Genomic DNA, 21,991 nt, shown 5'->3' with positions numbered 1-21,991 from the left:
GGTATTAAAATTGGCTTTTGAAAAAATGCTGTGTACGTTGGGCAAATTCGATATTCCTATTATTCAATTGCAGCCACCCTTTGTTGTTGATTTGCTGGATTCAAACATAGCTGTGTTTGGTGCTGCCATGAGCGGAAAAACTACCTTTATTAGGACTTTGGTTAATATTCTTCATAAGCAATATAACGAAAAAGAGGAGCAAATATTTATTCTTGATTTTGGCGGCGCCTTGTTTGAGTGCAGGGATTTGCCCTTGGTCTCCGCTTATTTCGACAATTCAAACGAAGAGTATGTGAAACGTGTTTTCAAGATCATGGATAACATCCTGAAAGATAATATCAGAGAGTTGAATGGTAAGAATTTCCGGGATGCGGATGTTCAGCCTTTGCATACTACTTTTATAATCGATAATGTTAATGCTTTTATAGATGAACCCAGATATACGGCATATCATGAAAAACTTGCAAAGTTGTGCCGTGAAGGATTGTCAAAAGGGATTACAATTGTTATAACTGCAATTGACACAAAGGGTGTAACATCTTATCTTGGAAATTTTAAGCAAAAGATTGCTTTTGAAATGCCGGTAGAAAAGTATTCAGACATTTTTACGGGGAAGGTCGGTTTAATCAAAAATAATCCCGGCCGCGGGTTTGCAAATGTTACGGTTAAACCGGAAGGTGTTACGGGCACGTTTCGAATGAATTTGCCGTATGAAGTCCAATGCGCTCTTCCCTGTAAAACGGAGGATTCAGACGGAAGTAGCGAATCGGAAGAAAGCTTTTATGAAAAACTCAGGCAGAAATTTAATTTTTCCGAAGGCAAATACCTAAAATGCGTAAAGAAATACTGGACATTTCCAAAAGTATTAACCAAGGTGGAATACGAAGAACTTAAACAACAGCCCAAGGATGAAAAGAAGGAATACAGGCTTCCTGTAAGTGTAGGATTGGATTATGTTAATTTTTATCCTGTAACTGTTGATTTGGAGCAATCACGCGTTGTTGCCATTTATGGAAAAAAAGGATTTGGAAAAACCAATTTGCTTTATCTGTTGCTTAGTGGCATTGCCGAGCAAAGGCCGGAAGCTGAAATTGTATTTTTCGACGACGGCCGAAATCAACTTGAACCTGTATATAATAGTTTTAAAGATAAAATGAATTGCAAGTTGATTAATAAGTTCGAAGAAGTAGAATTGGGTTTGACCGATGGAACAAAAAAGGTTAGGAGGCTTTCGCCGCTTCAACAATTCTATGTATACTTAAATGAGAAACATATAGGCTTGGACAAACCTAATTATATGGCAGATATTTACGGGGTTAGCAAGGTATCGTCCAAAGAATATCTTACGATACCGGACTGTTATGTTGAGCGTGCGCCGTTTACGGTATTTGTGGTACAAAGCAAATTGATTTATTTGAATGCACTTGAAAACAAACGCTTTATTAATAGTATTTTGCATCAACTGGTATCTGTTGTAGAAGAGAGAGGATATTTGTTTATATTTTCCGATGTGCAAAAGATAAGCGATGCAGAGCAGAATTCATTTTTTAACAGCACTGTTACTGCTGCTTTTTTGCTTGATAATATTGCAGAATTTGCCGCAGAGCGCGGTCAAAGGACAATATTTGGCAATATGGATGTTAAGTCTTTAAAAGAGGATTATGCCAGATGTGAAATAGGTGATGGATATTTCTACGATATTGAGGCGGATAATTTATTGAAGCTAAAATTTATTAAATATTGAGAGGAGGGTTATTTATGGCAGATTCCGGTTTTGTATTGGCTGATATTGAGAAACTTGTACAGTTTGAAGAGCAAAGTCAGGAAGCGATTGAGGAATTCGACGCTATTAAAAAGGAATTTGAAAGAATTAATCAAACATTGCTCAGCAAGTGGAAAGGCGAAGGTGCCGATGCATACAGGCAAGAAACTGACCACATACTTACTAATATTGGTGGAATTAAGGATGTTTTGGATGCAATAAACAATGGAGCTATTAAGGCCATTAAGGAAAACTATTTGATGCTTGATGAGGAACTTGGGCAATTTAACAGAAACCCTCAGGCTGCCGATGAAAATGGCTAATATGACTCCAAGCAAGAGGAGGGGAAAGTATATGCCTAAGCCATCAATCGGAAGTGCCCAAATTCTGGTGCCGGAAAAAGAGGAAAAGCCGATAATCCAAGAGCTTACAGTACTTGATGAAGGCTCAAAAGAGTCAATATTCAATCTGATTTTTTCGGAACAGTAAAACAGGGGACGGTTCTCTGTTTCAAATCATCCTGTCATATTGAAAAAAGGCAGGGTGATTTTTATTATTTTTTAATTCTATAAAAAATTTTTAAAACCCGGTTTTAATAAAAAAAGTGGGTATATTTATAATAGTCAATTGATTAGATAAAAAGTTTGAATAGACAAACAGAATAACAATAACAAAAGTAAGGAGGAATTTACTATGTCATTGATTGGAACTGAAGTAAAACCATTTACTGCTGAAGCTTATCACAATGGAAAATTTGTAACGGTAACAGAGCAGGATTTTAAAGGCAAATGGAGTGTAGTATGCTTTTATCCGGCAGACTTTACATTTGTTTGCCCTACCGAGCTTGAAGACCTTCAAAACAATTATGAAAAATTAAAAGCATTGGGAGCCGAAGTTTATTCTGTTTCTACCGATACGCATTTTACTCATAAGGCATGGCATGACACTTCCGAAGCTATAAAGAAAATTACTTATATAATGATTGGAGATCCGTCTCATACTCTTTCCAGAAACTTTGATGTTCTTGATGAAGCAACAGGATTGGCAGACAGAGGTACTTTTATCATAGACCCTGACGGTGTTGTTCAGTATGTAGAAGTATCGGCCGGCAACATCGGACGTAATGCAGATGTTCTTATTGACAAGATAAAGGCTGCACAATACGTTCGAAATCATCCCGGTGAAGTGTGCCCGGCAAAATGGAAAGAAGGCGGCGAAACACTCAAGCCAAGCATTGATTTGGTTGGAAAGATATAAGAGGTAGTTGACATGCTTCTGGATGTAGAAATCAAACAACAACTGGAACAGTATTTGGCTTTGCTTGAAAATGATATTGTCATTAAGGTTAGTGCCGGAAACGATAAAGTATCCGTTGATATGCTCGTACTGATAGATGAAATTGCCAGACTTTCACCTAAGATACATGTTGAAAAAGCGGAGCTAGGGAGAACTCCCAGCTTTAGCATTAACCGAATGAATGAGGATACGGGTATTGTTTTTGCCGGCATTCCGTTAGGCCATGAGTTTACTTCCTTGGTTTTGGCTCTCCTCCAAGTGGGAGGAAGAGCCCCTAAAGTAGATGATGCTCAAATCAATCGGATTAAGGAACTAAAGGGAGAGTATAATTTTGAGACCTACGTTAGCCTAAGCTGCCACAATTGCCCCGACGTAGTTCAAGCACTCAACATAATGAGTGTGGTCAATCCCAATATTAAACACACCATGATAGATGGAGCTGTCTACAAAGAAGAAGTCGAAAGCAAAGGCATAATGGCAGTACCTGCGGTATACCTAAACGGCAATTTCTTTGAGAGCGGCCGGTTGACGCTGGAGGAGATTCTTGAAAAACTGGGACAGTCATCGGATGATTCTTCCCTTAATGAAAAGGAGCCTTTTGATGTTCTTGTCATAGGCGGAGGACCTGCCGGCGTGAGTGCTGCAATCTACTCTGCCCGAAAGGGACTTCGTACAGGCATTTTAGCTGAAAGATTCGGAGGGCAGGTTTTGGATACCTTGGGAATTGAGAATTTTATCTCGGTTCCGTATACAGAAGGGCCTAAGCTTGCCGAAAATCTTAAAGAGCATGCGAAAAGATATGATATAGACATAATAAATCTTCAAAGGGCAAAGAGTATAAGGCGCAAGGAATTGCTGGAAGTAGAGCTGGAAAAGGGAGCTGTTGTCAAAAGCAAGACAGTTATTATTGCAACAGGTGCAAGATGGCGCAATGTGAACGTTCCTGGGGAAAAAGAGTTTAAAAATAAAGGCGTGGCTTATTGTCCCCATTGTGACGGACCGTTGTTTGCAGGGAAGGATGTAGCCGTAATTGGCGGGGGTAATTCCGGTATAGAAGCTGCCATTGATTTGGCGGGAGTTGTAAAGCATGTGACGGTACTGGAATTCCTGCCGCAGCTAAAGGCTGATAAAGTCCTGCAGGAACGTTTGTATAGACTTCCCAATGTAACTGTGCTTACCAATGTTCAGACAAAAGAGTTTACCGGCAAGGAAAAGCTTGAGGGCATAACTTACATCCGGCGCGATACTAACGAAGAAAAACACATTGATGTTCAAGGAGTTTTTGTTCAGATTGGCCTCGTGCCGAATACCGAATGGCTTGGGGACAGCATTGAACGCAATGCGATAGGCGAGATTGTTGTTAATCACAAGAATGAAACTTCAATGCCTGGGGTATTTGCAGCCGGTGACTGTACCAACAGCCCCTACAAGCAGATTATCATATCCATGGGTTCCGGTGCAACGGCAGCCCTAAGTGCCTTCGACTATCTAATCAGAAACTAAAATAAAACAGGGGACGGTTTATAGAGTAAAGAACCGTTCCCTGTTTTGTTTGGCCTCTTGGAATGAAATGAAAGAGGCAAAAGCGAAGGGACTCGATGTCCCGAGCTTTTATTTTTTATTTATTGCTTAATGGATGCCCATTTGAAAATTACGAAACCAAGTTTTGAATTTACTATACCTTGGAGTTTTGGCGATACAACTACAGGTTCGGTATAGAAGTACAAAGGAGCTATTGCGGCATCATCCATAAGTAACTTTTCTGCATCATGGAACATTTGAATACGTTTTGTCGGGTCAGTTTCTTTTCTCGCCGAAGAAATCAGTTCATCATACTTTGGATTGCTGTACTTGGCGTTATTCTGACCGTTTCCGGTTGTAAATATATCCATAAAAGTTGACGGATCCATATAGTCTCCGATCCAACCGTTTCTGTTTATATTATAAACACCGTCTTTTCTTGACTGCTGGAACACATTCCATTCCTGAGCGAGAATTTCAACTTCTACTCCCAAGTTTTCCTTCCACATCTGCTGTAAAGCTTCAGCTACAGGCTCGTGCCCTGCACCTGAGTTCAAGCCGAAAGTGATTTTGGGAAGTCCTTGACCGTTAGGATAACCTGCTTCGGCAAGAAGCCTTTTAGCCTCTGCAACATTCTTTTCGTAATCCTCGGGCTTTACTGAAATATAGTCACCGCCCGTTGTACGGAAGTCGGGTTCCGGATTGACATCGGCTATACCGTAAGGAACGAAAGCTGTTGCAGGAGTTTCTCCGCCTTTCTTAACGTTTTCCACCAGGTAGTTGCGGTCAATTGCCAATGAGAATGCCTTTCTTACTTTTACATTATCAAATGGAGGTTTGTTGTTCACAAAGTCAATGTAGTATGTTCCGAGTATGGGGAGAATTCTTAAGTTGCCGGCTTGTTTTTCGGCAGCCAGTTCATCTGTGGGAATATTCTTTGCATAAAGAACTTGTCCGTTTTTAAATGCGCTTAAGATGGCATTCTGATCATTCATAAGATACCATTCGATTTTAGGTGCAATTACATTATTCTTATCCCAGTAGTTTTCGTTTTTTTCAAAAGTAATTTTTGAATCATGCTCCCAGCCGGTCAACTTGTAAGGGCCGTTACCTATATAAGTAGACGGATTAAGAGCCCACTTGTCTTTATTGGCGGATACAATGTCTTCCCTGAGCGGAACAAGAGCAGGGAAGGCAACAATTTCGGTAAAGAATTGACATGGGCTTTCGAGAGTTACTTCAAGAGTTTTTTCGTCAACAGCCCGAACTCCCAATGTATTTGCGTCAGCTTCACCCGCGTTAATCTTTTCGCCGTTTTTTATAAAGTAGATGTAGTATGCGTAGTCTGCAGCTGTTGCCGGATCAACGAGCCTTTTCCAAGAATAGACGAAATCCTGTGCCGTTACATCCTTGCCGTCGGACCACTTTGCATCCTTGCGGATGTGAAATGTCCAAACAAGTCCGTCATCACTTGTTTCCCATTTTTCGGCTGATCCTGCAACAATGGTGCCGTCCTTTCCTAGTGTGGTCAATCCTTCAAATGCACATAAAATATAGTTTCCGCCGTCAACTGCATTGTTGAGGGACGGGTCCAGTGTTTTTGGCTCCGATGCTATAGTTGCACGAATAACTTGCTCTGTGCCTGATGTCTTTGGTGTGCTGTCGCAGCCGGATAACACTGTTGCAAAGGTTACAAGTGTAATTATAAGTGCTAAGATTCTCTTCATATGATTCATACCCCTTACTGTTTCATAGTTTTAGCTTAAGATTAGTTGTGTCCATATCTACAATTAATATTCTTAGCACTGTATAAATAAATATACAACTTCTAACCGATGTTGACGCTATTACGTCAGAAATAATTTATTCCGAAGCTTTTCGGAAAAAGCTATACATATTATAATTCGCCTGCAAAGTGACAGGCTGCATAATGTCCGTTTCCATGTTCTGTAAGTTCGGGAACTTCTTTTGCACAGATATCTTTTGCATAGGGGCATCTGGTTCTGAACTTGCAGCCTGAAGGCGGATTTACCGGTGAAGGAATTTCACCTTTTAAAATAATTCTGTTCCTTTTCTTGGCGACTTCAGGATTGGGCTCGGGAATAGCTGTTAAAAGAGCCTGGGTGTATGGGTGAAGAGGATTTTTGTACAATTCCTCGGATTCAACCAATTCCACTATATGTCCCAAATACATTACACCCACTCTGTCGCAAGTATGTCTGACCACGCCCAAATCATGAGAGATAAAAAGGTATGTCAGGTTCAGCTATCCTGCATTTCTTCCAGCGTATTGATTATCTGTGCCCTTATAGAGACATCAAGGGCCGATACCGGCTCATCACATACAATAAACTCAGGTTCCACGGCGATAGCCGGGCTATACCGATTCTTTGACGCTGTCCTCCCGAAAACTCATGGGGATAACGGGATGCATGTTCGGTGTTAAGCCCAACCATTTTTAACAGCTCTCTGACTTTTTCATCTCTCTCTTTTTTAGAAGCAGCAAGATTGTGAATATCCAGAGCTTCTCCCACAATATCCGAAACAGTCATACGGGGGTCGAGGGAGGCATAGGGATCCTGAAAAATATACTGCATTTTTTTCCTGTAGGGAAGAAGTTTCCCTCTTTTCAATTTGGTTATATCTACTCCGGAGAATATAACTTGTCCGGCAGTAGGTTCGTATATCCTGAGAATTGACCTTCCCAAAGTGGTTTTGCCCGAACCGGATTCACCAACAAGTCCAAGGGTTTCTCCTTTGTAAATATTAAAAGATACATCATCAACCGCCTTGACAGTGGCTTTTTTGCCAAGGCTGGTTTTTATATTAAAATATTGCTTTAAGTTTTTCACTTCTATTAAAACATCTTTATTCCGGGCTGAATTATAACCGGATGGAGAAGTTTTCGATTCATTGTTTGTCATTATTCTTTACCTCCGTGTTATTATTGGCCCTGCTGTCATACAACCAACAGCTGACTTTGTGCCCATCCTCAGTTGAAAATTCTTTTGGTTCATACTTTAAACAGACCTTCATGCATTTTTCGCACCTCGGTGCAAAGGCACAGCCTTCAGGCAGATTTAACAAGTCTATAGGATTTCCCTGAATAGGAATTAGTTTATTTCCTTTTTGTTAAGGTCAGGCAGCGAACGAAGCAAGCCCTTGGTATAAGGATGATGGGGGGTGTTGAATATTTTGTAAACAGATCCCTGCTCAACAATTTTTCCCCCATACATTACAATTACATCATCAGCCATATCGGCAACTATACCAAGGTCATGGGTTATTAGTATTATAGCCATTCCGGTTTTTTGCTGAATATCCTTGAGGAGCTCTAAAATCTGAGCTTGTATTGTAACATCAAGGGCAGTGGTCGGTTCGTCGGCGATCAAGAGTTTTGGCGAACCGGCAAGAGCCATGGCAATCATTACTCTTTGGCGCATACCTCCTGAGAATTCATGGGGGTATTGGGCCAATCGCTTTTCCGGTTCGTTTATCCCAACCAATGTCAACAATTCAATTGAACGTTTTTTTATTTCCTTTTTTGAAATCTTTTTACCGTACTTGTGAATCAAAGATTCGGCAATTTGGTCACCTATTGTAAAAACAGGATTGAGGCAAGTCATTGGGTCCTGGAATATCATTGCTACCTCATTTCCCGCAAAATTCTGTCTTTGGGCTTTAGTCATTGTGGAAACATCTTTTCCGTCAAATATAATACTTCCTCCCACAATCTTACCGGGTTTGTCAACTAGTCCCATAATGGAATAGGAAGACACGCTTTTGCCGGAGCCTGACTCACCGACTATTCCCAAGACTTTTCCCGGTTCAAGAGAGTAGCTGATTCCATTTACGGCTTTAACCTCCCCTGCCGGTGTGAAGAAAGAAACTTTTAAATCATTTATTTTAAGCAACTCTTTACTCATCTAAATCACCCAATTTCTATTTTTTCATTCTTGGGTCAAGAGCATCTCTCAGACCATCCCCAAAAAGATTTATGGATAAAATAATAATACTGATGGTAGCTGCAGGGAAAAACAGCATATACGGATAGGAGTATATACCCTTTAAAGCAGTTTGTGACAGAGAACCAAGGGATGCCATGGGTATCGAAACACCTAGTCCGATAAAGCTTAAGAAAGATTCTACGAAAATTGCCTCAGGAATTTTTAGGGTGGCTACAACTATAATCTGTCCAATACAGTTCGGTACCAGATGCTTTAAAATAATTCTTCTATTGCCGGCACCAAGCACTTTTGCAGCTAAAACAAACTCCTGCTCCTTTAACGCCAGAATTTGACCGCGCACTATTCTTGCCATGTCCACCCAGTAGAGAAGAGCAAGAACAAAGAATATGCTAATAAGCCCCACACCCAAGTTTTTTAGGAATTGGGGAGCACTGGCGGAATTTAAAAAATTGTCTATCGGAGTCTTTAAGGCAACCTGGAGCAAAATAACTATAAGTATGGTTGGAACCGAATAAACAATATCTATAATTCTCATCATGACAATATCGACCCAACCGCCAAAGTATCCTGAAATTGCACCATATAGAATACCGATTATTGAAATCATGATAGCTGCAACAACACCAACGGATAGAGAGATTCTGGCACCTATCATGGTTCTTGTAAACAAATCTCTTCCCAAACTGTCCGTGCCGAATATATGCTGTGCACTTGGAGGCAGATTTTCGCTGCCTTTGTTTATCTGGTCATATGCATAAGGCGAAAGCATGGGCCCGATTATTGCAGCCAGAACAACCAAAAGAATAACTATAAGAGAACCCATAGCAACTTTATTTGCCTTAAGCCTTCTCCAAGCATCTTTCCAATAGCCTACCGAAGGACGCATAACTTCAACTGTTGCCTTTTCGCTGTCCGATGCAGGTGAAAATAACTTGTTATCTAAAATTTCCGATTTAATCATATCTGACATTTTAGTCTCCCCATTTCCATAATTTCCGTTTCTGCCTTTCTTTGCGGCAAATTGCTGCCGCATGGCAATTATATATTTATTAATGCAAACCTGCTGTCAGGTTCATAGATATTACTTTATTTTTTGTCTATTTAGCGATATTAATTCTTGGATCAACAAATCTATATATTATGTCAACTAGAAAGTTCATAAAAATAAGCAGAGCACCGTAAAATATTGTTACTCCCATTACTGTAGGATAATCCTTCGCTGTAATACTTGTTACAAAGGAACTTCCAAGGCCGGGTATTGAAAAAATGGATTCGATTACAAAAGAGCCTGTTACAACTCCGGCAATCATTGGCCCTGCATAGGTTACAACCGGCAGAATTCCGTTTCTCAAACCGTGCTTAAAAATTACTACTCTTTCCGACAAACCCTTTGCCCGTGCCGTTCTTATATAATCCTGGTTTATAACGTCAAGCATTGATGAACGCATGAGCCTTGTAATAAAGCTAAGAGGGAAAAAGGATAGCGCAAAACCGGGCAATATATAACTTGAAAAGCTGTCGAGAAGGCTTACCGTAGGGAAAAGGTGGAGTTTTACTCCGAATAAAACCATACTTACCGTTGCCACTACAAAGCTTGGGACAGCAATTCCGACAGTTACAATAATCATGATTACCCTATCGGCTGCGGTATTCTTCTTAAGTGCACTTATTGTCCCCAGGATTGTGCCCATAATTATGGCTATGGCACTGGAGAACAATCCTAACTTAAGCGAATAAGGAAATTTTCTGGCAATTATTTCGTTAACACTTTGTCCCGAAAGTTTTATTGATTCGCCTAAGTCACCTTTAAGAATGTTCATTGCATACATTTTATATTGAACTAATAGTGGCTTGTCTAAGCCATATTTAGCTTCCAAGTTTGCCAGTATTTCAGGCGTAATCTTGCCATCACCCAAAAAAGGGCTGCCCGGTGTCAAGTGCATAAGAAAAAAAGTTAACGTAAACATGATGCATAATGTCAAAAGTGATGCAAGTAATCTTTTTAATACATATTTAAGCATAATACCTCCATGCCTGTGAGCTATGAAGCCACAGTATTTTTTTAGTTTTTTTGGTTGAATTTCTTATGTATTTTGGCAAAAGATATTATGTAAACCAGAAGTAAAACCCGCAATTAGAATGTATTAGTAAACTAAGATGTAATATTGCAATAAAGTCGAAGATCAAGATAAGTCACCTATGATGTGCCATTATACTACAAATTTAGAGTTTTTACAACAGATTATTAATGACAAAAAATTTGGCAAAAACTATGTATATATGATTTTATGGGAATTACTTTAAATATGGCAAAAACCGGCTAACGCAAAAGTGTACTTGTTGGGTTATACTTCTAATGTAAAAATATTACATATCAAAGTAAAAATATTGCATATTAGAAGTAAAAATTATCCGTTCATTTGATGAGGATCATCTAGTATAATTGGAATTAAATAACGTATAAGGGGGAGATAAGAAATGTTAAAAAGATTGCTGGGTACATTATTGTCTGTTGTAATTATTACCTCATTTATGAGCGGATGCAGACAGGAGACATCTAAAGATCAAATAGTACTTACACTGTGGAGTATTGCGACAGAAAGTGATGCTTTCAGTAATGCCTATGCTAAGGCTATTAAAGACTTTGAGGATGCAAATCCCGGAGTAAAAATTGTTCATGAAACCTTTGAAAATGAAGCTTACAAGACAAAGATTAAGACTGCTGTAACTGGAAATAAACTTCCTGACCTTTTCTTTACATGGGGCGGAGGATTTTCCAAACCCTTTGTTGAATCGGGGAAAGTACTTGCTATTGACAAATATTATACGGATGAGTACAAAGAGCAGTTGTCGGAAGCAGCATTAACATACACAACATATAATGGAAAGATTTATGGTTCCACATACACAACCCCTATTTCAGCGTTATTCTACAATAAAAAAATCTTTGATGAAAATGGACTTAAAGCACCAACCACATTCGATGAACTGGTACAGGTATGTGATAAGCTTATACAAAAAGGTATTACCCCCATAGGTATCAGTGCAAAGGATACATGTACTTGCCATGACCCATGACGCTATGACATTAAAATCTGCAGGTCCGGAAAAGGTTAAGGCAGCACTAACAAAAGCAGGTCAAAGCTATGATGATCCGGATTTTCTTGAGTCTGCCAAGAAATTCAGACAACTCGTTGAAATGGGGGCCTTCTATAAAGGAGCTACCGGATTGTCAAATGATGAAGCAAGTGCATTATTCTATAGCGGTAAAGTTGCAATGTATACAACAGGTAGCTGGATGGCAGGCTCTATTCAAACAGATGCTGAAAATCCAAGCGATTTTGATGTGGTTCCATTCCCTCTACTTGGATCTAATGCGAAAGCAACAGATTTTATGGGCGGTGCGGTTGACAGCATTATGGTAAGTGCTTCGACTAAATACCCTGATATTGCCGGAAAGGCTGCATTTGAACTCACAAGAAGTATCTCAAAATACGCATATCTTGACGGAGCTGGTCTGGCAGTTTGGAAAAAAGATTATGATGATAGTAGTGTAAATCCAATGACTAAAAAATTAGCTGACTTTGCAGCAAATGCAACATCGTTTACACTATGGTTTGATACTACCATGGAAGCTGAAGATGCAGGTGAATACCTCACATTGTTACAGGAACTGTATGTTGGCGAAATAACTCCTGAAGAATTTGTTAGTTCTATGAAAAAGAACCTTGAATAGTTAGCGGTTTTATACAATATGAAGTATAAGTAGATCAAACCTTCCAAACATGAATATTGCAACGGAATCAGAAAGAATCCCATGCCAAATTAAAGGAACTATAGCTTCTTTGAACGTTGTAAGAACTAATCTTTTAGAAGAATAGTAATTATTCGATGTTTGGAAGGTTTGATTGCTTTAAACAAGATCTGAATGGGGGGTATGATGAAATCTGTAAGGCAAAATAAATTGGCCGCAATTCTATTTATATTACCGGCTTCCCTGCTATTTTTTACAATCATCATTATGCCAATCTTTATGTCAGGCTATTATAGCTTTTTAGGATGGGATGGGATTAATCAGCCAACCTTCATAGGAATAGGAAACTATATAGAGTTATTTACAAGTCAGGTAGCGGGATTTCCAAAATCTCTACTAAACGCTTTAATTCTTGCGTTTTTGTCGGTGTTTATTCAGCTTCCTCTTTCTCTTGGTCTGGCATTACTGCTCTCAAGGGGAGTAAAAGGGGAAAAGTTTTTTGTAGCGGTTTTCTTTATGCCGGTATTAATATCCACAGTAGTTATAGGACAATTGTGGCTAAAGATTTACAATCCGGAGTATGGCATTGTGAATGTGGCACTAAATAGCCTGGGACTTGAAAAGTACACCAGAACCTGGCTTGGAGAACAGGATACTGCATTGATAGCGGTGTTTATACCGATTATATGGCAATACGTCGGGTATCACATGCTTTTGATGTATGCCGGTATAAAAAGCATTCCAACTGAAATTAGAGAGGCGGCTAAGGTAGAAGGGGCAACAGAAGGCCAGATTGATAGATATATTATTATTCCAATGCTAAAGCCAATTATTAGAGTATGTGTAATTTTTGCAGTAACGGGTTCACTAAAGGCCTTTGATTTGATATATGTATTGACAAGAGGAGGTCCTGCTAAAGCGACTGAGGTTCCAAGTACCCTGATGGTATCTATGATCTTTGACAGGAACCGGTATGGATTTGGAAGTGCAATTGCTATTATGATAATAGCTTTGTGTTTCTTCTTTGCATTAGCCATTAAAAGAGCTTTTGGCACGGAGGAGGATTAAATTGGATAAAGAAATAAAAGCTGTAGCAAATGAGTTTCATACTCCAACTAAAGCAATAGTCCGAAAGAAAATAAAATTTAGCAGTATACTGACTTACACGGTTCTTGGAATATGGGCAGCAGTTAATATTTTCCCATTGTACTGGATGTTTACGTTTTCCTTAAAGAGCAATAAGGAGATTTTTGGGGATAATATTATTGGCCTTCCTAAGGAATGGTTGTTTTCAAACTATAAAAATGCCTTAACCAAAGGCAATATGGCTCTGTATATGCTAAATAGTGCTATTGTAACAGGCATTACTATTATATTGACTTTGATAATTGCTTCAATGGCAACATATGCATTGACAAGGCTTGTATGGAAAGGAAGAAAGACAGTTAATAATATTATTATGCTTGGTCTCACCATTCCAATACATGCAGCAATTTTGCCCGTATATCTGATACTCGATAAACTGAAAATGCTAAATTCTTATCAGGCTTTGATAATTCCCTATACTGCTTTTGGACTCGCCATGTCCATTATGATTTGTAACGGTTTTATTGTAAATATTCCAAAAGAACTTGATGAGGCAGCATGTATTGATGGGTGCAGTGTATATGGAATATTTTTCAGGATTATTCTTCCGCTTATGAAGCCTGCGCTTTCTACAGTTGCAATTTTTACGTTCTTGTCATGCTGGAATGAGCTGATGTTTGCAAATATCTTAATTGATGATGCCAAATACAGAACTATATCCGTAGGTATTCAGACATTATCCGGTACGCATACAACCGAGTGGGGACCAATAGGAGCGGCACTTGTTATTGCTACTTTCCCTACTTTGATTCTATACTCTTTTATGAGCACAAAAATACAAAAAAGTTTGACTGCCGGTGCAGTGAAAGGATAAGGGAGAATAGTATATGAGATCAGATTTATATTATAGAAAAAAAGCAGAAGAATTGGTGGCACAGATGACACTAGAGGAGAAGGCCAGTCAGCTTACCTACAATTCTCCGGCTATTGAAAGACTTGGAATCCCTCAATATAATTGGTGGAACGAAGCTCTGCATGGAGTTGCAAGAGCCGGAACTGCCACTGTTTTTCCACAGGCGATTGGTCTTGCTGCAATGTTTGATGATGAATTTCTGATGAAAATCGCAAATATAATTGCTATAGAAGCGCGAGCCAAATATAATGAAAGTTCAAAGCATGGAGATAGGGATATTTACAAAGGTCTTACCTTGTGGAGTCCAAATATAAACATATTTAGGGACCCCCGGTGGGGAAGAGGCCATGAAACTTATGGAGAAGATCCATTTCTCTCCGGCAAACTTGGAGTTGCCTTTATAAAAGGGCTGCAGGGAGATAAAGAGGTGATGTTGGCAGCAGCTTGTGCAAAGCATTTTGCTGTCCATAGCGGTCCTGAAGATTTACGGCATGAGTTTGATGCAGAAGTAACGAAGAAGGATTTGTGGGAAACCTATTTACCTGCATTTGAGGCCTGTGTAAAGGACGGTAAAGTGGAAGGGGTAATGGGAGCTTACAATAGAGTAAACGGAGAACCTTGCTGCGGAAGTTATACACTTCTTCGGGACATTCTAAGAGACAAGTGGGGATTTGAAGGATATGTAGTATCCGACTGTTGGGCAATAAGAGATTTCCACCTGCACCATATGGTGACAAAGACACCTGAAGAGTCTGCGGCGCTGGCTATTGATGCGGGGTGTGATCTAAATTGCGGCAACGTTTATCTAACCTTGCTTCAGGCTTTAAATGAAGGATTAATAACAGAAGAGCACATCACAAGAGCAGCAGTAAGGCTCTTTACAACAAGATTCAAGTTGGGTTTGTTTGAGGAAAATGAATTTGACAATATACCTTATGAGGTTGTGGAATGCCGTGAGCATACGGAAGTGGCAATTGAGGCCGCAAGGAAAAGTGCGGTACTCCTTAAAAACGACGGAATTTTGCCTATTAACAAGCATGCTGTAAAAACAATTTCCGTAATCGGACCAAATGCAAACAGCAGACTTGCATTGAAAGGGAACTATTATGGAACATCTTCAAGATACATTACTTTGCTCGAAGGTATACAGGATGAAGTTGGAGATGAAGTAAGAGTACTATATTCAAAAGGGTGTGAGCTGGTTAGAGACAGAACTGAAGTCTTGGCATGTGCAAACGATCGTCTTGCGGAGGCTGTTACTGTTGCAGAGCATAGTGATTTGGTTATTCTGTGCCTGGGACTTGATGAAACCATTGAGGGCGAAGAAATGGACGAAGGTAACAATTATGGCTCCGGTGATAAGGCAGATCTTGAATTGCCTCAGGTACAAAAAACACTCTTAGAAAAAATAGTCGCCCTTGGAAAGCCAACAGTACTTTGCCTTATGGCTGGAAGTGCAATAAACTTAAGCTACGCGCAGGAACATTGTAATGGTATTTTGCTGACTTGGTATCCGGGTGCAAGAGGCGGTAAGGCTATAGCAGATATCCTGTTTGGGAATGTGTCGCCATCCGGTAAATTGCCTATCACATTTTACAAATCATTGGAAAATCTGCCGCCATTTACGGATTACTCAATGAAAAACAGAACTTACCGCTATATAGAAGAAACTCCTTTGTATCCCTTTGGATACGGCTTGACCTATAGTGATGTAGTAATAAAACATGCAGAAATAAATGGCGCTATAGAGATTGAAAAGGATATTAATCTTATTGTAACTCTAAAGAATCAAGGGAAAGTTGATGTAGAGGAGGTTGTACAGGTCTATATTAAAGACGAACAGTCCAAATATGCTGTTAGAAATTTTAGCTTGTGTGGGTTTAAACGGGTTGCTCTAAAGGTTAATGAAGAAAAACAGGTTTCTATGAGTATTCCTTTTGATTCTTTAAAGGCGGTAAATCCGGAGGGAGAAAAAGTACTCGACAGTAGAAAGTTTACCTTGTTTGTCAGCCTGTGCGGACCTGATAAACGAAGTGTAGAACTCACCGGGAAAGAGCCCGTTAGAATTCCCTTTGAGTTGTAAACACAACTTATTATATAACCCTTGAAGCATGTATATGGAGCTAATATCGTTTCTTGATAAGGAAAAGACACATTGATATAATAATTGTAAATTTATTATGAGGGCAGTGTTCTAAGGGGACATGAAGAAAAAAATAGAAAAATTTGTTCGGTGGTTTTATAGTAGAAGGTTAAAAGACAAAATTAGATTCTTATTTTTGGCTCTTGTAATTACATATATCGTTACACTTTACTTTATCTATAATTTTTTAGTTAAAAAAAAATATGATGGAATATGTTCTTGACAGTAACTATAATACAATGATTTCTATTGGAAACAATCTCAATGTTGAATTTGAAGTTGTAGATACAATGAGCCAGCTTATTATGACTAATAGTAATGTAATTGAGTATTTGAGAGATAGGGGACATGAAAATACGAGGATTAATAATAATGCAATAACGGCTATGTATGATATCAGCACCAAATTTAATTACGTTTCGTCTATCTATATCTTTAAAGAATATAAGGAGTATATTCATATATCCAGACATCTAACAAATGTTGATTTAAACCTTGTCTATAGCTCGTTGTGGAGGAAGGAAATCCTAGAGAAACGGGGAGCTTGTGTGATTAGAGTTAACGGACACGGTGCATTTAAGAAGAAGTTTGGGGAACCGTTAATCTCCGTTATAAGGGTCATTAACGACATAGATACTCAAAAACCTATTGGAATTATTGTAATAAACTTAAATATTGACATACTTAAAAATTCGTTTAATGACATGACAAGTGATGACAGAAATTTCTGGTACTATGCAGGAGGTAAAATATTTTAGACCAGAATGAAGAATTTGAAGGGCTCGATGAATTCCGGAAGATGGGTATTGGCAAAAAAGAATTTGATCAAAGCATTAAACAAGGCTTTGGAGTTACAAGAGTATTTTCCTATTATCGGGTTCCTAATACACCTTTTGTGTTGGCTAAGATTGAAACGGTACCATTTTTTAGATATTTCTCAGTTCAAGCAGTCGTTGTTATAGTTATTGTAATTGCTTTATCAATTTTATGTATTGTTATTACCGGTGTTTTATATCAGCTTTTATTACAAATCCAATTGAGAGACTTATGCAGTTTATGAACCTTGAAAAGCCGGAGTTTGGTGAGAAGGGGACAGGAAACAGGCCTGCATTGACAAGTAAAGAAAATGAATTAATGCTGAAAAACAGCCGTCTTGTTGAAATTAATCAAATAATGAGTGAATTGCTGGAAAAGGAAAAAGCAATGCGTAAGGCCGAGATGGAGGTGCTTCAGGAGCAAATAAATCCGCATTTTTTGTACAATACATTAGGTTTTATTGCAGACCTTGCATTGGAAATCTCAGCAGATGAGATATATGACGTCGTTGAAACTCTAGGTAACTTTTACAGGAAGTTTTTAAGCAAGGGAAGCAGAGAAATTACAATACGGGAAGAAGTTGCAATTGTGCAAGACTACCTGAAACTGCAAAAATTGAGGTATCATGATGTTTTTGAGGATGAATATGAGTTGCAGGAAGATTTGCTGGATTTTAAGGTGCCCAAATTAATACTTCAGCCTTGGTGGAAAATAGTTTGTATCATGGAGTAAGGCTCAAAGGTGAAAAAGGAATAATAAAAATATCTGTCTATGCCAAGGAGGGGTTATTGCACATTAGTGTATATGATACAGGAGTTGGTATGAGCCTCGAGCAAATACGCTCAATAATGAACGGGGACAATAAAAAAAGCTTTGGACTAAAAGGTACTATGGACAGGATCAGATATTATTTTAATGTAGAGGATGTCTTTGAAATCAAAAGTGAGGAAGGAAAATATTGTTTAGTTGATATTAGGATCAATATAGGGGGGTTAGTAATGTATAGAGTTCTGATTATTGATGACGAGAGATCAATCAGAAATTTATTGAAAAATATACTAAAAAGAGAAGAACTGAATATTGAAGTGGTGGGAGAAGCTGAAAGCGGTATTGAAGCTATTAATATCATGGAGAAAGTACAACCCGATATTGCCTTTGTAGATATTAAAATGCCTTTTATGGATGGCATTGAATTTTCAAAGCTGGCAATTGGCCGTTATCCGAATCTAAAGATTATAATACTGACGGCTTTCAGTGATTTTGAGTATGCCAGGCAATGTATTGGAATTGGAGTATGTGAGTATTTATTGAAACCTATCGTGCGTAATGATATTAGAGATGCTTTATTGAAGATTACAAAGAATCTCGATTCGAAGCAAAAAAAGGCTGAGATAGAAGAGCCTATTGTTCATAAAAAAGACACTGTTAATAAAATAAAGTTATTCATAAACGAAAACTATACCCGTCCGGATCTGGATTTAACAGTTGTTGCTCAGACCTTCGGTTTTAACCCCAGCTATTTGAGCAGGCTTTTTAAAGCAGAAACAGGGATTAATTTTATTGACTATCTTACAGAATGCAGAATGGAAAAGGCTATAGATTATGCAAAAAAAGGAATCATGATGTATGTAACTGCAAAGATGGTAGGAATTCCCGATCCTAATTATTTTGGCAAGTGTTTTAAGAAATATACCAATCAAAGCTTTTCTGAATTTATGAAGAAATATAAAAGTTAAAAATGTAGGGGGGATTTAGTTTGTCATATTTACTGGGAGTAGATATAGGTACATCAGGCACGAAAACTGTTTTATATGATGAACTGGGAAATACCGTAGCAAGCAGCCTTGAGGAATATCCATTGTACCAGCCCATATTGTGGGCAGAGCAGGAACCGGAAGACTGGTGGAGGGCAACATGCCTATCTATCAAACATGTTATTTCCAAAAGAGGAATTGATGCTTCCTCTATTAAGGGAATCGGACTTTCAGGACAGATGCACGGGGCTGTTCTTCTGGACAAAGACGGCAAAGTGCTAAGAAAAGCAATTATATGGTGTGACCAGAGAAGTTTTGCCGAGTGCGAGCAGATTACTTCAATTATAGGGAAGGAAAGGCTCGTTGAGATAACTGCCAACTGCACTGACGGGATTTACAGCATCAAAGGTTATGTGGGTTAAAAATAATGAACCTGAAATTTTTGAGAAGATTTATAAGATACTTCTCCCTAAAGACTATATAAGATATAAATTAACGGGAGAATTTGCTACAGAGGTATCTGATGCCAGTGGAATGCAGTTTATGGATATACCGGGGAGAAAATGGAGCGACGAAGTCATAAGTAAACTCGGACTTGATAAAAGCATGCTGGGAGAACTCTATGAGTCTCAGGAAGTTAGCGGGAAAGTGAATAAGTATGCTGCTTCATTAACCGGACTTAAGGAAGGAACTCCTGTCGTGGGTGGAGCAGGAGCCAGGCAGCAGGAGCTGTCGGTAATGGAATTGTGAGACCCGGGGTGGTTTCATCCACTATAGGAACTTCAGGAGTAGTATTTGCATTCTCTGAAAAGGTTACTATTGATCCAAAGGGTAGAGTTCATACTTTTTGTCATGCGGTACCAAATACCTGGCACATTATGGGGGTTACACAAGGGGCCGGGCTGTCTCTTAAGTGGTTCCGTGACAATTTCTGTATAGAAGAAAAGAGAACTGCAGAGCTAATGAAAATAGACCCGTACATAATTATGGATAAAGAAGCTGAAAAAGTGGCTCCGGGCTGTAACGGTTTAATCTATTTACCTTATCTGATGGGAGAAAGAACGCCACATCTTGACCCTAATGCCAAGGGTGTCTTTTTCGGATTAACAGCAAAGCATGAAAAACAGGATATCTTAAGGTCGATTATGGAAGGTGTTGTATATAGCCTTAGAGATTGCCTTGAAATTATTGAGGAAATGGGTGTTAACGTTTCTGAAGTAAGAGCTTCCGGTGGAGGCGGTAAAAGTGAATTGTGGAGAAAAATGCAGGCGGATATATTCGGCACTGATATTACAACCGTAAAGTCAAGTGAGGGACCGGCACTTGGGGTAGCACTTCTTGCCGGAGTAGGAACGGGTGTGTACAACAACATTAATGAAGCATGTGAAGCAGTAATAAAAGAAAATACCCGGCAGGCTTCGGACCCGGAGCTATATGTAAAATACACGAAGTTTTATGATATTTATAAACGTCTGTATAACTCTTTGAAAAAGGAATTTGCAGACCTTTCGGCTATGCTGCAAAGTTTATAGCCTTAAAAGATAGCAGCGGGAAAGGACATATAGCATTTTGAGTTAATAAAATAAGGGGGAAATGTACATGGCAGAGTATTTTAAAAATGTACCGAAAATCAAATATGAAGGAAAGGATTCGGACAATCCTTTAGCGTTTAAGTACTATAATCCCGATGAGGTCATTGGCGGTAAAACAATGAAAGAGCATCTAAGGTTTGCTGTTGCATATTGGCATACATATCAGGGAACGGGTGCAGACCCATTTGGGCCGGGTACTGCTGTAAGACCGTGGGATGACATATCGGACCCAATGGATCTTGCAAAGGCCAAAGTGGCCGCAAATTTCGAGCTGTGTGAAAAATTGGGAGTACCATTTTTCTGCTTCCATGACAGAGATATTGCGCCTGAAGCTTCAACTTTAAGAGAGACCAATAAAAGACTTGATGAGATTGTTGCACTGATAAAGGACTATATGAAAACAAGTAGTGTAAAACTACTCTGGGGTACAACAAATGCTTTTAGCCACCCAAGGTTTGTCCATGGTGCATCTACTTCTCCGAATGCAGATGTATTTGCATATGCAGCAGCTCAGGTTAAAAAGGCTATGGAAATTACCCTGGAACTTGGCGGTCAGAACTATGTGTTCTGGGGTGGAAGAGAAGGCTATGAAACCTTACTTAATACTGATATGAAATTGGAGCTTGACAATATGGCAAGGTTCCTTGGAATGGCAGTTGACTATGCAAAAGAGATTGGTTTTAAAGGGCAGCTCTTGATTGAACCTAAGCCAAAAGAACCGACAAAGCACCAGTATGACTTTGATACAGCTACAGTTATCGGTTTCTTAAGGACTTATGGTCTTGAGAATTACTTCAAAATGAATATTGAAGCAAATCACGCTACACTTGCAGCTCATACTTTCCAGCATGAACTTAGGGTTTCAAGAATTAACGGTGTGCTAGGAAGTATCGATGCAAACCAGGGTGATCTTCTTTTAGGATGGGACACTGACCAATTCCCGACAAATATCTACGATACTACCCTTGCTATGTATGAAGTAATTAAGGCAGGCGGATTTACAACGGGAGGTCTGAATTTTGATTCTAAAGTCAGAAGAGGATCATTTGAGCCTGTGGACCTGTTCTATGCACATATTGCAGGTATGGACGCATTTGCAAAGGATTTAAAATAGCATATAAAATGGTTTCCGACGGTAAGTTTGACAAATTTATTGATGAAAGATATGAAAGCTATAAGAGCGGTATTGGAAAAGATATTGTAGATGGAAAAGTAGGGTTTAAAGAGCTTGAAAAATATGCTTTAGAGCTTGATGGTATCAAGAATGTGTCGGGAAGACAGGAAGTTCTCGAAGCTATGTTAAACAAATATATTCTTGAGGACTAGTCTTATACCGGCTTGATGAAGAAAAAATTGAAGGTAATATTGGAAGCAAGTCATCAGTAG

General features: G+C 39.0%; 18 protein-coding genes and 4 pseudogenes. 17 read left to right on the top strand and 5 right to left on the bottom strand.

Features of this window, described 5'->3' with window-relative positions:
* The 5 genes from JCM21531_RS14035 to ahpF all read left to right on the top strand — a co-directional run.
* A partial coding sequence (locus tag JCM21531_RS14035; protein WP_243467716.1) for an FtsK/SpoIIIE domain-containing protein occupies positions 1-1,744 on the top strand: 1,744 nt, incomplete at its 5' end.
* 14 nt (positions 1,745-1,758) lie between these two features.
* Positions 1,759-2,085: a WXG100 family type VII secretion target gene (locus JCM21531_RS14030; protein ID WP_038290834.1), complete on the top strand. Its 327-nt coding sequence runs from the start codon at positions 1,759-1,761 to the stop codon at positions 2,083-2,085.
* Positions 2,086-2,116: 31 nt separating this feature from the next.
* Positions 2,117-2,251: a hypothetical protein gene (locus JCM21531_RS24015; RefSeq protein WP_265446155.1), complete on the top strand. Its 135-nt coding sequence runs from the start codon at positions 2,117-2,119 to the stop codon at positions 2,249-2,251.
* Between the two features lie 204 nt (positions 2,252-2,455).
* A complete protein-coding gene (gene ahpC, locus JCM21531_RS14025; protein WP_038290832.1) occupies positions 2,456-3,019 on the top strand; it encodes an alkyl hydroperoxide reductase subunit C in 564 nt (187 codons plus the stop codon).
* A gap of 12 nt (positions 3,020-3,031) precedes the next feature.
* Positions 3,032-4,561, top strand: coding sequence for an alkyl hydroperoxide reductase subunit F (gene ahpF / locus JCM21531_RS14020; protein WP_038290831.1), 1,530 nt, complete (start codon positions 3,032-3,034; stop codon positions 4,559-4,561).
* Between the two features lie 119 nt (positions 4,562-4,680).
* Here ahpF and JCM21531_RS14015 read toward each other — a convergent pair whose 3' ends face one another.
* The 5 genes and pseudogenes from JCM21531_RS14015 to JCM21531_RS13995 form a co-directional block, all read right to left on the bottom strand.
* Positions 4,681-6,306, bottom strand: coding sequence for a peptide ABC transporter substrate-binding protein (locus JCM21531_RS14015; RefSeq protein WP_038290829.1), 1,626 nt, complete (start codon positions 6,304-6,306; stop codon positions 4,681-4,683).
* A gap of 170 nt (positions 6,307-6,476) precedes the next feature.
* Positions 6,477-7,503, bottom strand: a pseudogene (locus JCM21531_RS14010) (ABC transporter ATP-binding protein).
* Positions 7,490-8,505: pseudogene (locus JCM21531_RS14005) on the bottom strand (ABC transporter ATP-binding protein). Before JCM21531_RS14005 ends, JCM21531_RS14010 begins: the two co-directional pseudogenes overlap by 14 nt.
* 16 nt (positions 8,506-8,521) lie before the next feature.
* Positions 8,522-9,517, bottom strand: a complete 996-nt coding sequence (locus JCM21531_RS14000) for an ABC transporter permease (protein WP_038290842.1) — start codon at positions 9,515-9,517, stop codon at positions 8,522-8,524.
* Positions 9,518-9,644: 127 nt separating this feature from the next.
* A complete protein-coding gene (locus JCM21531_RS13995) occupies positions 9,645-10,568 on the bottom strand; it encodes an ABC transporter permease (RefSeq protein WP_038290828.1) in 924 nt (307 codons plus the stop codon).
* A 457-nt stretch (positions 10,569-11,025) separates the two neighbouring features.
* Here JCM21531_RS13995 and JCM21531_RS24010 point away from each other — a divergent pair, with 457 nt between their 5' ends.
* From JCM21531_RS24010 to xylA, 12 genes and pseudogenes are all read left to right on the top strand, one after another.
* Complete coding sequence (locus tag JCM21531_RS24010) at positions 11,026-11,625, top strand: ABC transporter substrate-binding protein (RefSeq protein WP_279379078.1); 600 nt, start codon at positions 11,026-11,028, stop codon at positions 11,623-11,625.
* The gene (locus tag JCM21531_RS24005; RefSeq protein ID WP_279379077.1) at positions 11,615-12,283 is read left to right on the top strand and encodes an extracellular solute-binding protein; all 669 of its coding nucleotides are present in this window, start codon (positions 11,615-11,617) and stop codon (positions 12,281-12,283) included. The genes JCM21531_RS24010 and JCM21531_RS24005 overlap by 11 nt, the downstream gene beginning before the upstream one ends.
* Positions 12,284-12,487: 204 nt before the next feature.
* A complete protein-coding gene (locus JCM21531_RS13985) occupies positions 12,488-13,369 on the top strand; it encodes a carbohydrate ABC transporter permease (protein WP_038290827.1) in 882 nt (293 codons plus the stop codon).
* Between the two features lies 1 nt (position 13,370).
* Entirely contained in the window at positions 13,371-14,261 is an 891-nt protein-coding gene (locus tag JCM21531_RS13980; RefSeq protein WP_407652303.1) for a carbohydrate ABC transporter permease, read from the top strand.
* Between the two features lie 13 nt (positions 14,262-14,274).
* Entirely contained in the window at positions 14,275-16,383 is a 2,109-nt protein-coding gene (locus JCM21531_RS13975; protein ID WP_038290826.1) for a glycoside hydrolase family 3 C-terminal domain-containing protein, read from the top strand.
* 299 nt (positions 16,384-16,682) lie between these two features.
* Complete coding sequence (locus JCM21531_RS13970; protein WP_131464510.1) at positions 16,683-17,201, top strand: cache domain-containing protein; 519 nt, start codon at positions 16,683-16,685, stop codon at positions 17,199-17,201.
* Positions 17,202-17,242: 41 nt separating this feature from the next.
* Positions 17,243-17,503, top strand: coding sequence for a hypothetical protein (locus JCM21531_RS19005; RefSeq protein ID WP_054847120.1), 261 nt, complete (start codon positions 17,243-17,245; stop codon positions 17,501-17,503).
* Positions 17,491-17,991, top strand: coding sequence for a sensor histidine kinase (locus JCM21531_RS17915; RefSeq protein ID WP_157833689.1), 501 nt, complete (start codon positions 17,491-17,493; stop codon positions 17,989-17,991). The genes JCM21531_RS19005 and JCM21531_RS17915 overlap by 13 nt, the downstream gene beginning before the upstream one ends.
* Positions 17,976-18,995 carry a response regulator gene (locus JCM21531_RS13955; RefSeq protein WP_243467715.1) on the top strand — a complete coding sequence of 340 codons (1,020 nt, stop codon included), beginning with the start codon at positions 17,976-17,978 and terminating at the stop codon, positions 18,993-18,995. Before JCM21531_RS17915 ends, JCM21531_RS13955 begins: the two co-directional genes overlap by 16 nt.
* A 20-nt stretch (positions 18,996-19,015) precedes the next feature.
* Positions 19,016-19,763 (top strand): annotated as a pseudogene (locus tag JCM21531_RS24555) (FGGY family carbohydrate kinase).
* On the top strand, positions 19,760-20,545 hold the full coding sequence (locus JCM21531_RS23990; RefSeq protein WP_279379074.1) for an FGGY-family carbohydrate kinase: 786 nt from the start codon (positions 19,760-19,762) through the stop codon (positions 20,543-20,545). The pseudogene JCM21531_RS24555 and the gene JCM21531_RS23990 overlap by 4 nt, the downstream one beginning before the upstream one ends.
* Before the next feature lie 67 nt (positions 20,546-20,612).
* Positions 20,613-21,931 (top strand): annotated as a pseudogene (gene xylA, locus JCM21531_RS13945) (xylose isomerase).
* The last annotated feature ends 60 nt before the right edge of the window (positions 21,932-21,991 follow it).

This window comes from Acetivibrio straminisolvens JCM 21531 (assembly GCF_000521465.1).
GTDB lineage: Bacteria > Bacillota > Clostridia > Acetivibrionales > Acetivibrionaceae > Hungateiclostridium > Hungateiclostridium straminisolvens.
This window is presented reverse-complemented; position numbering and strand designations above follow the sequence as displayed.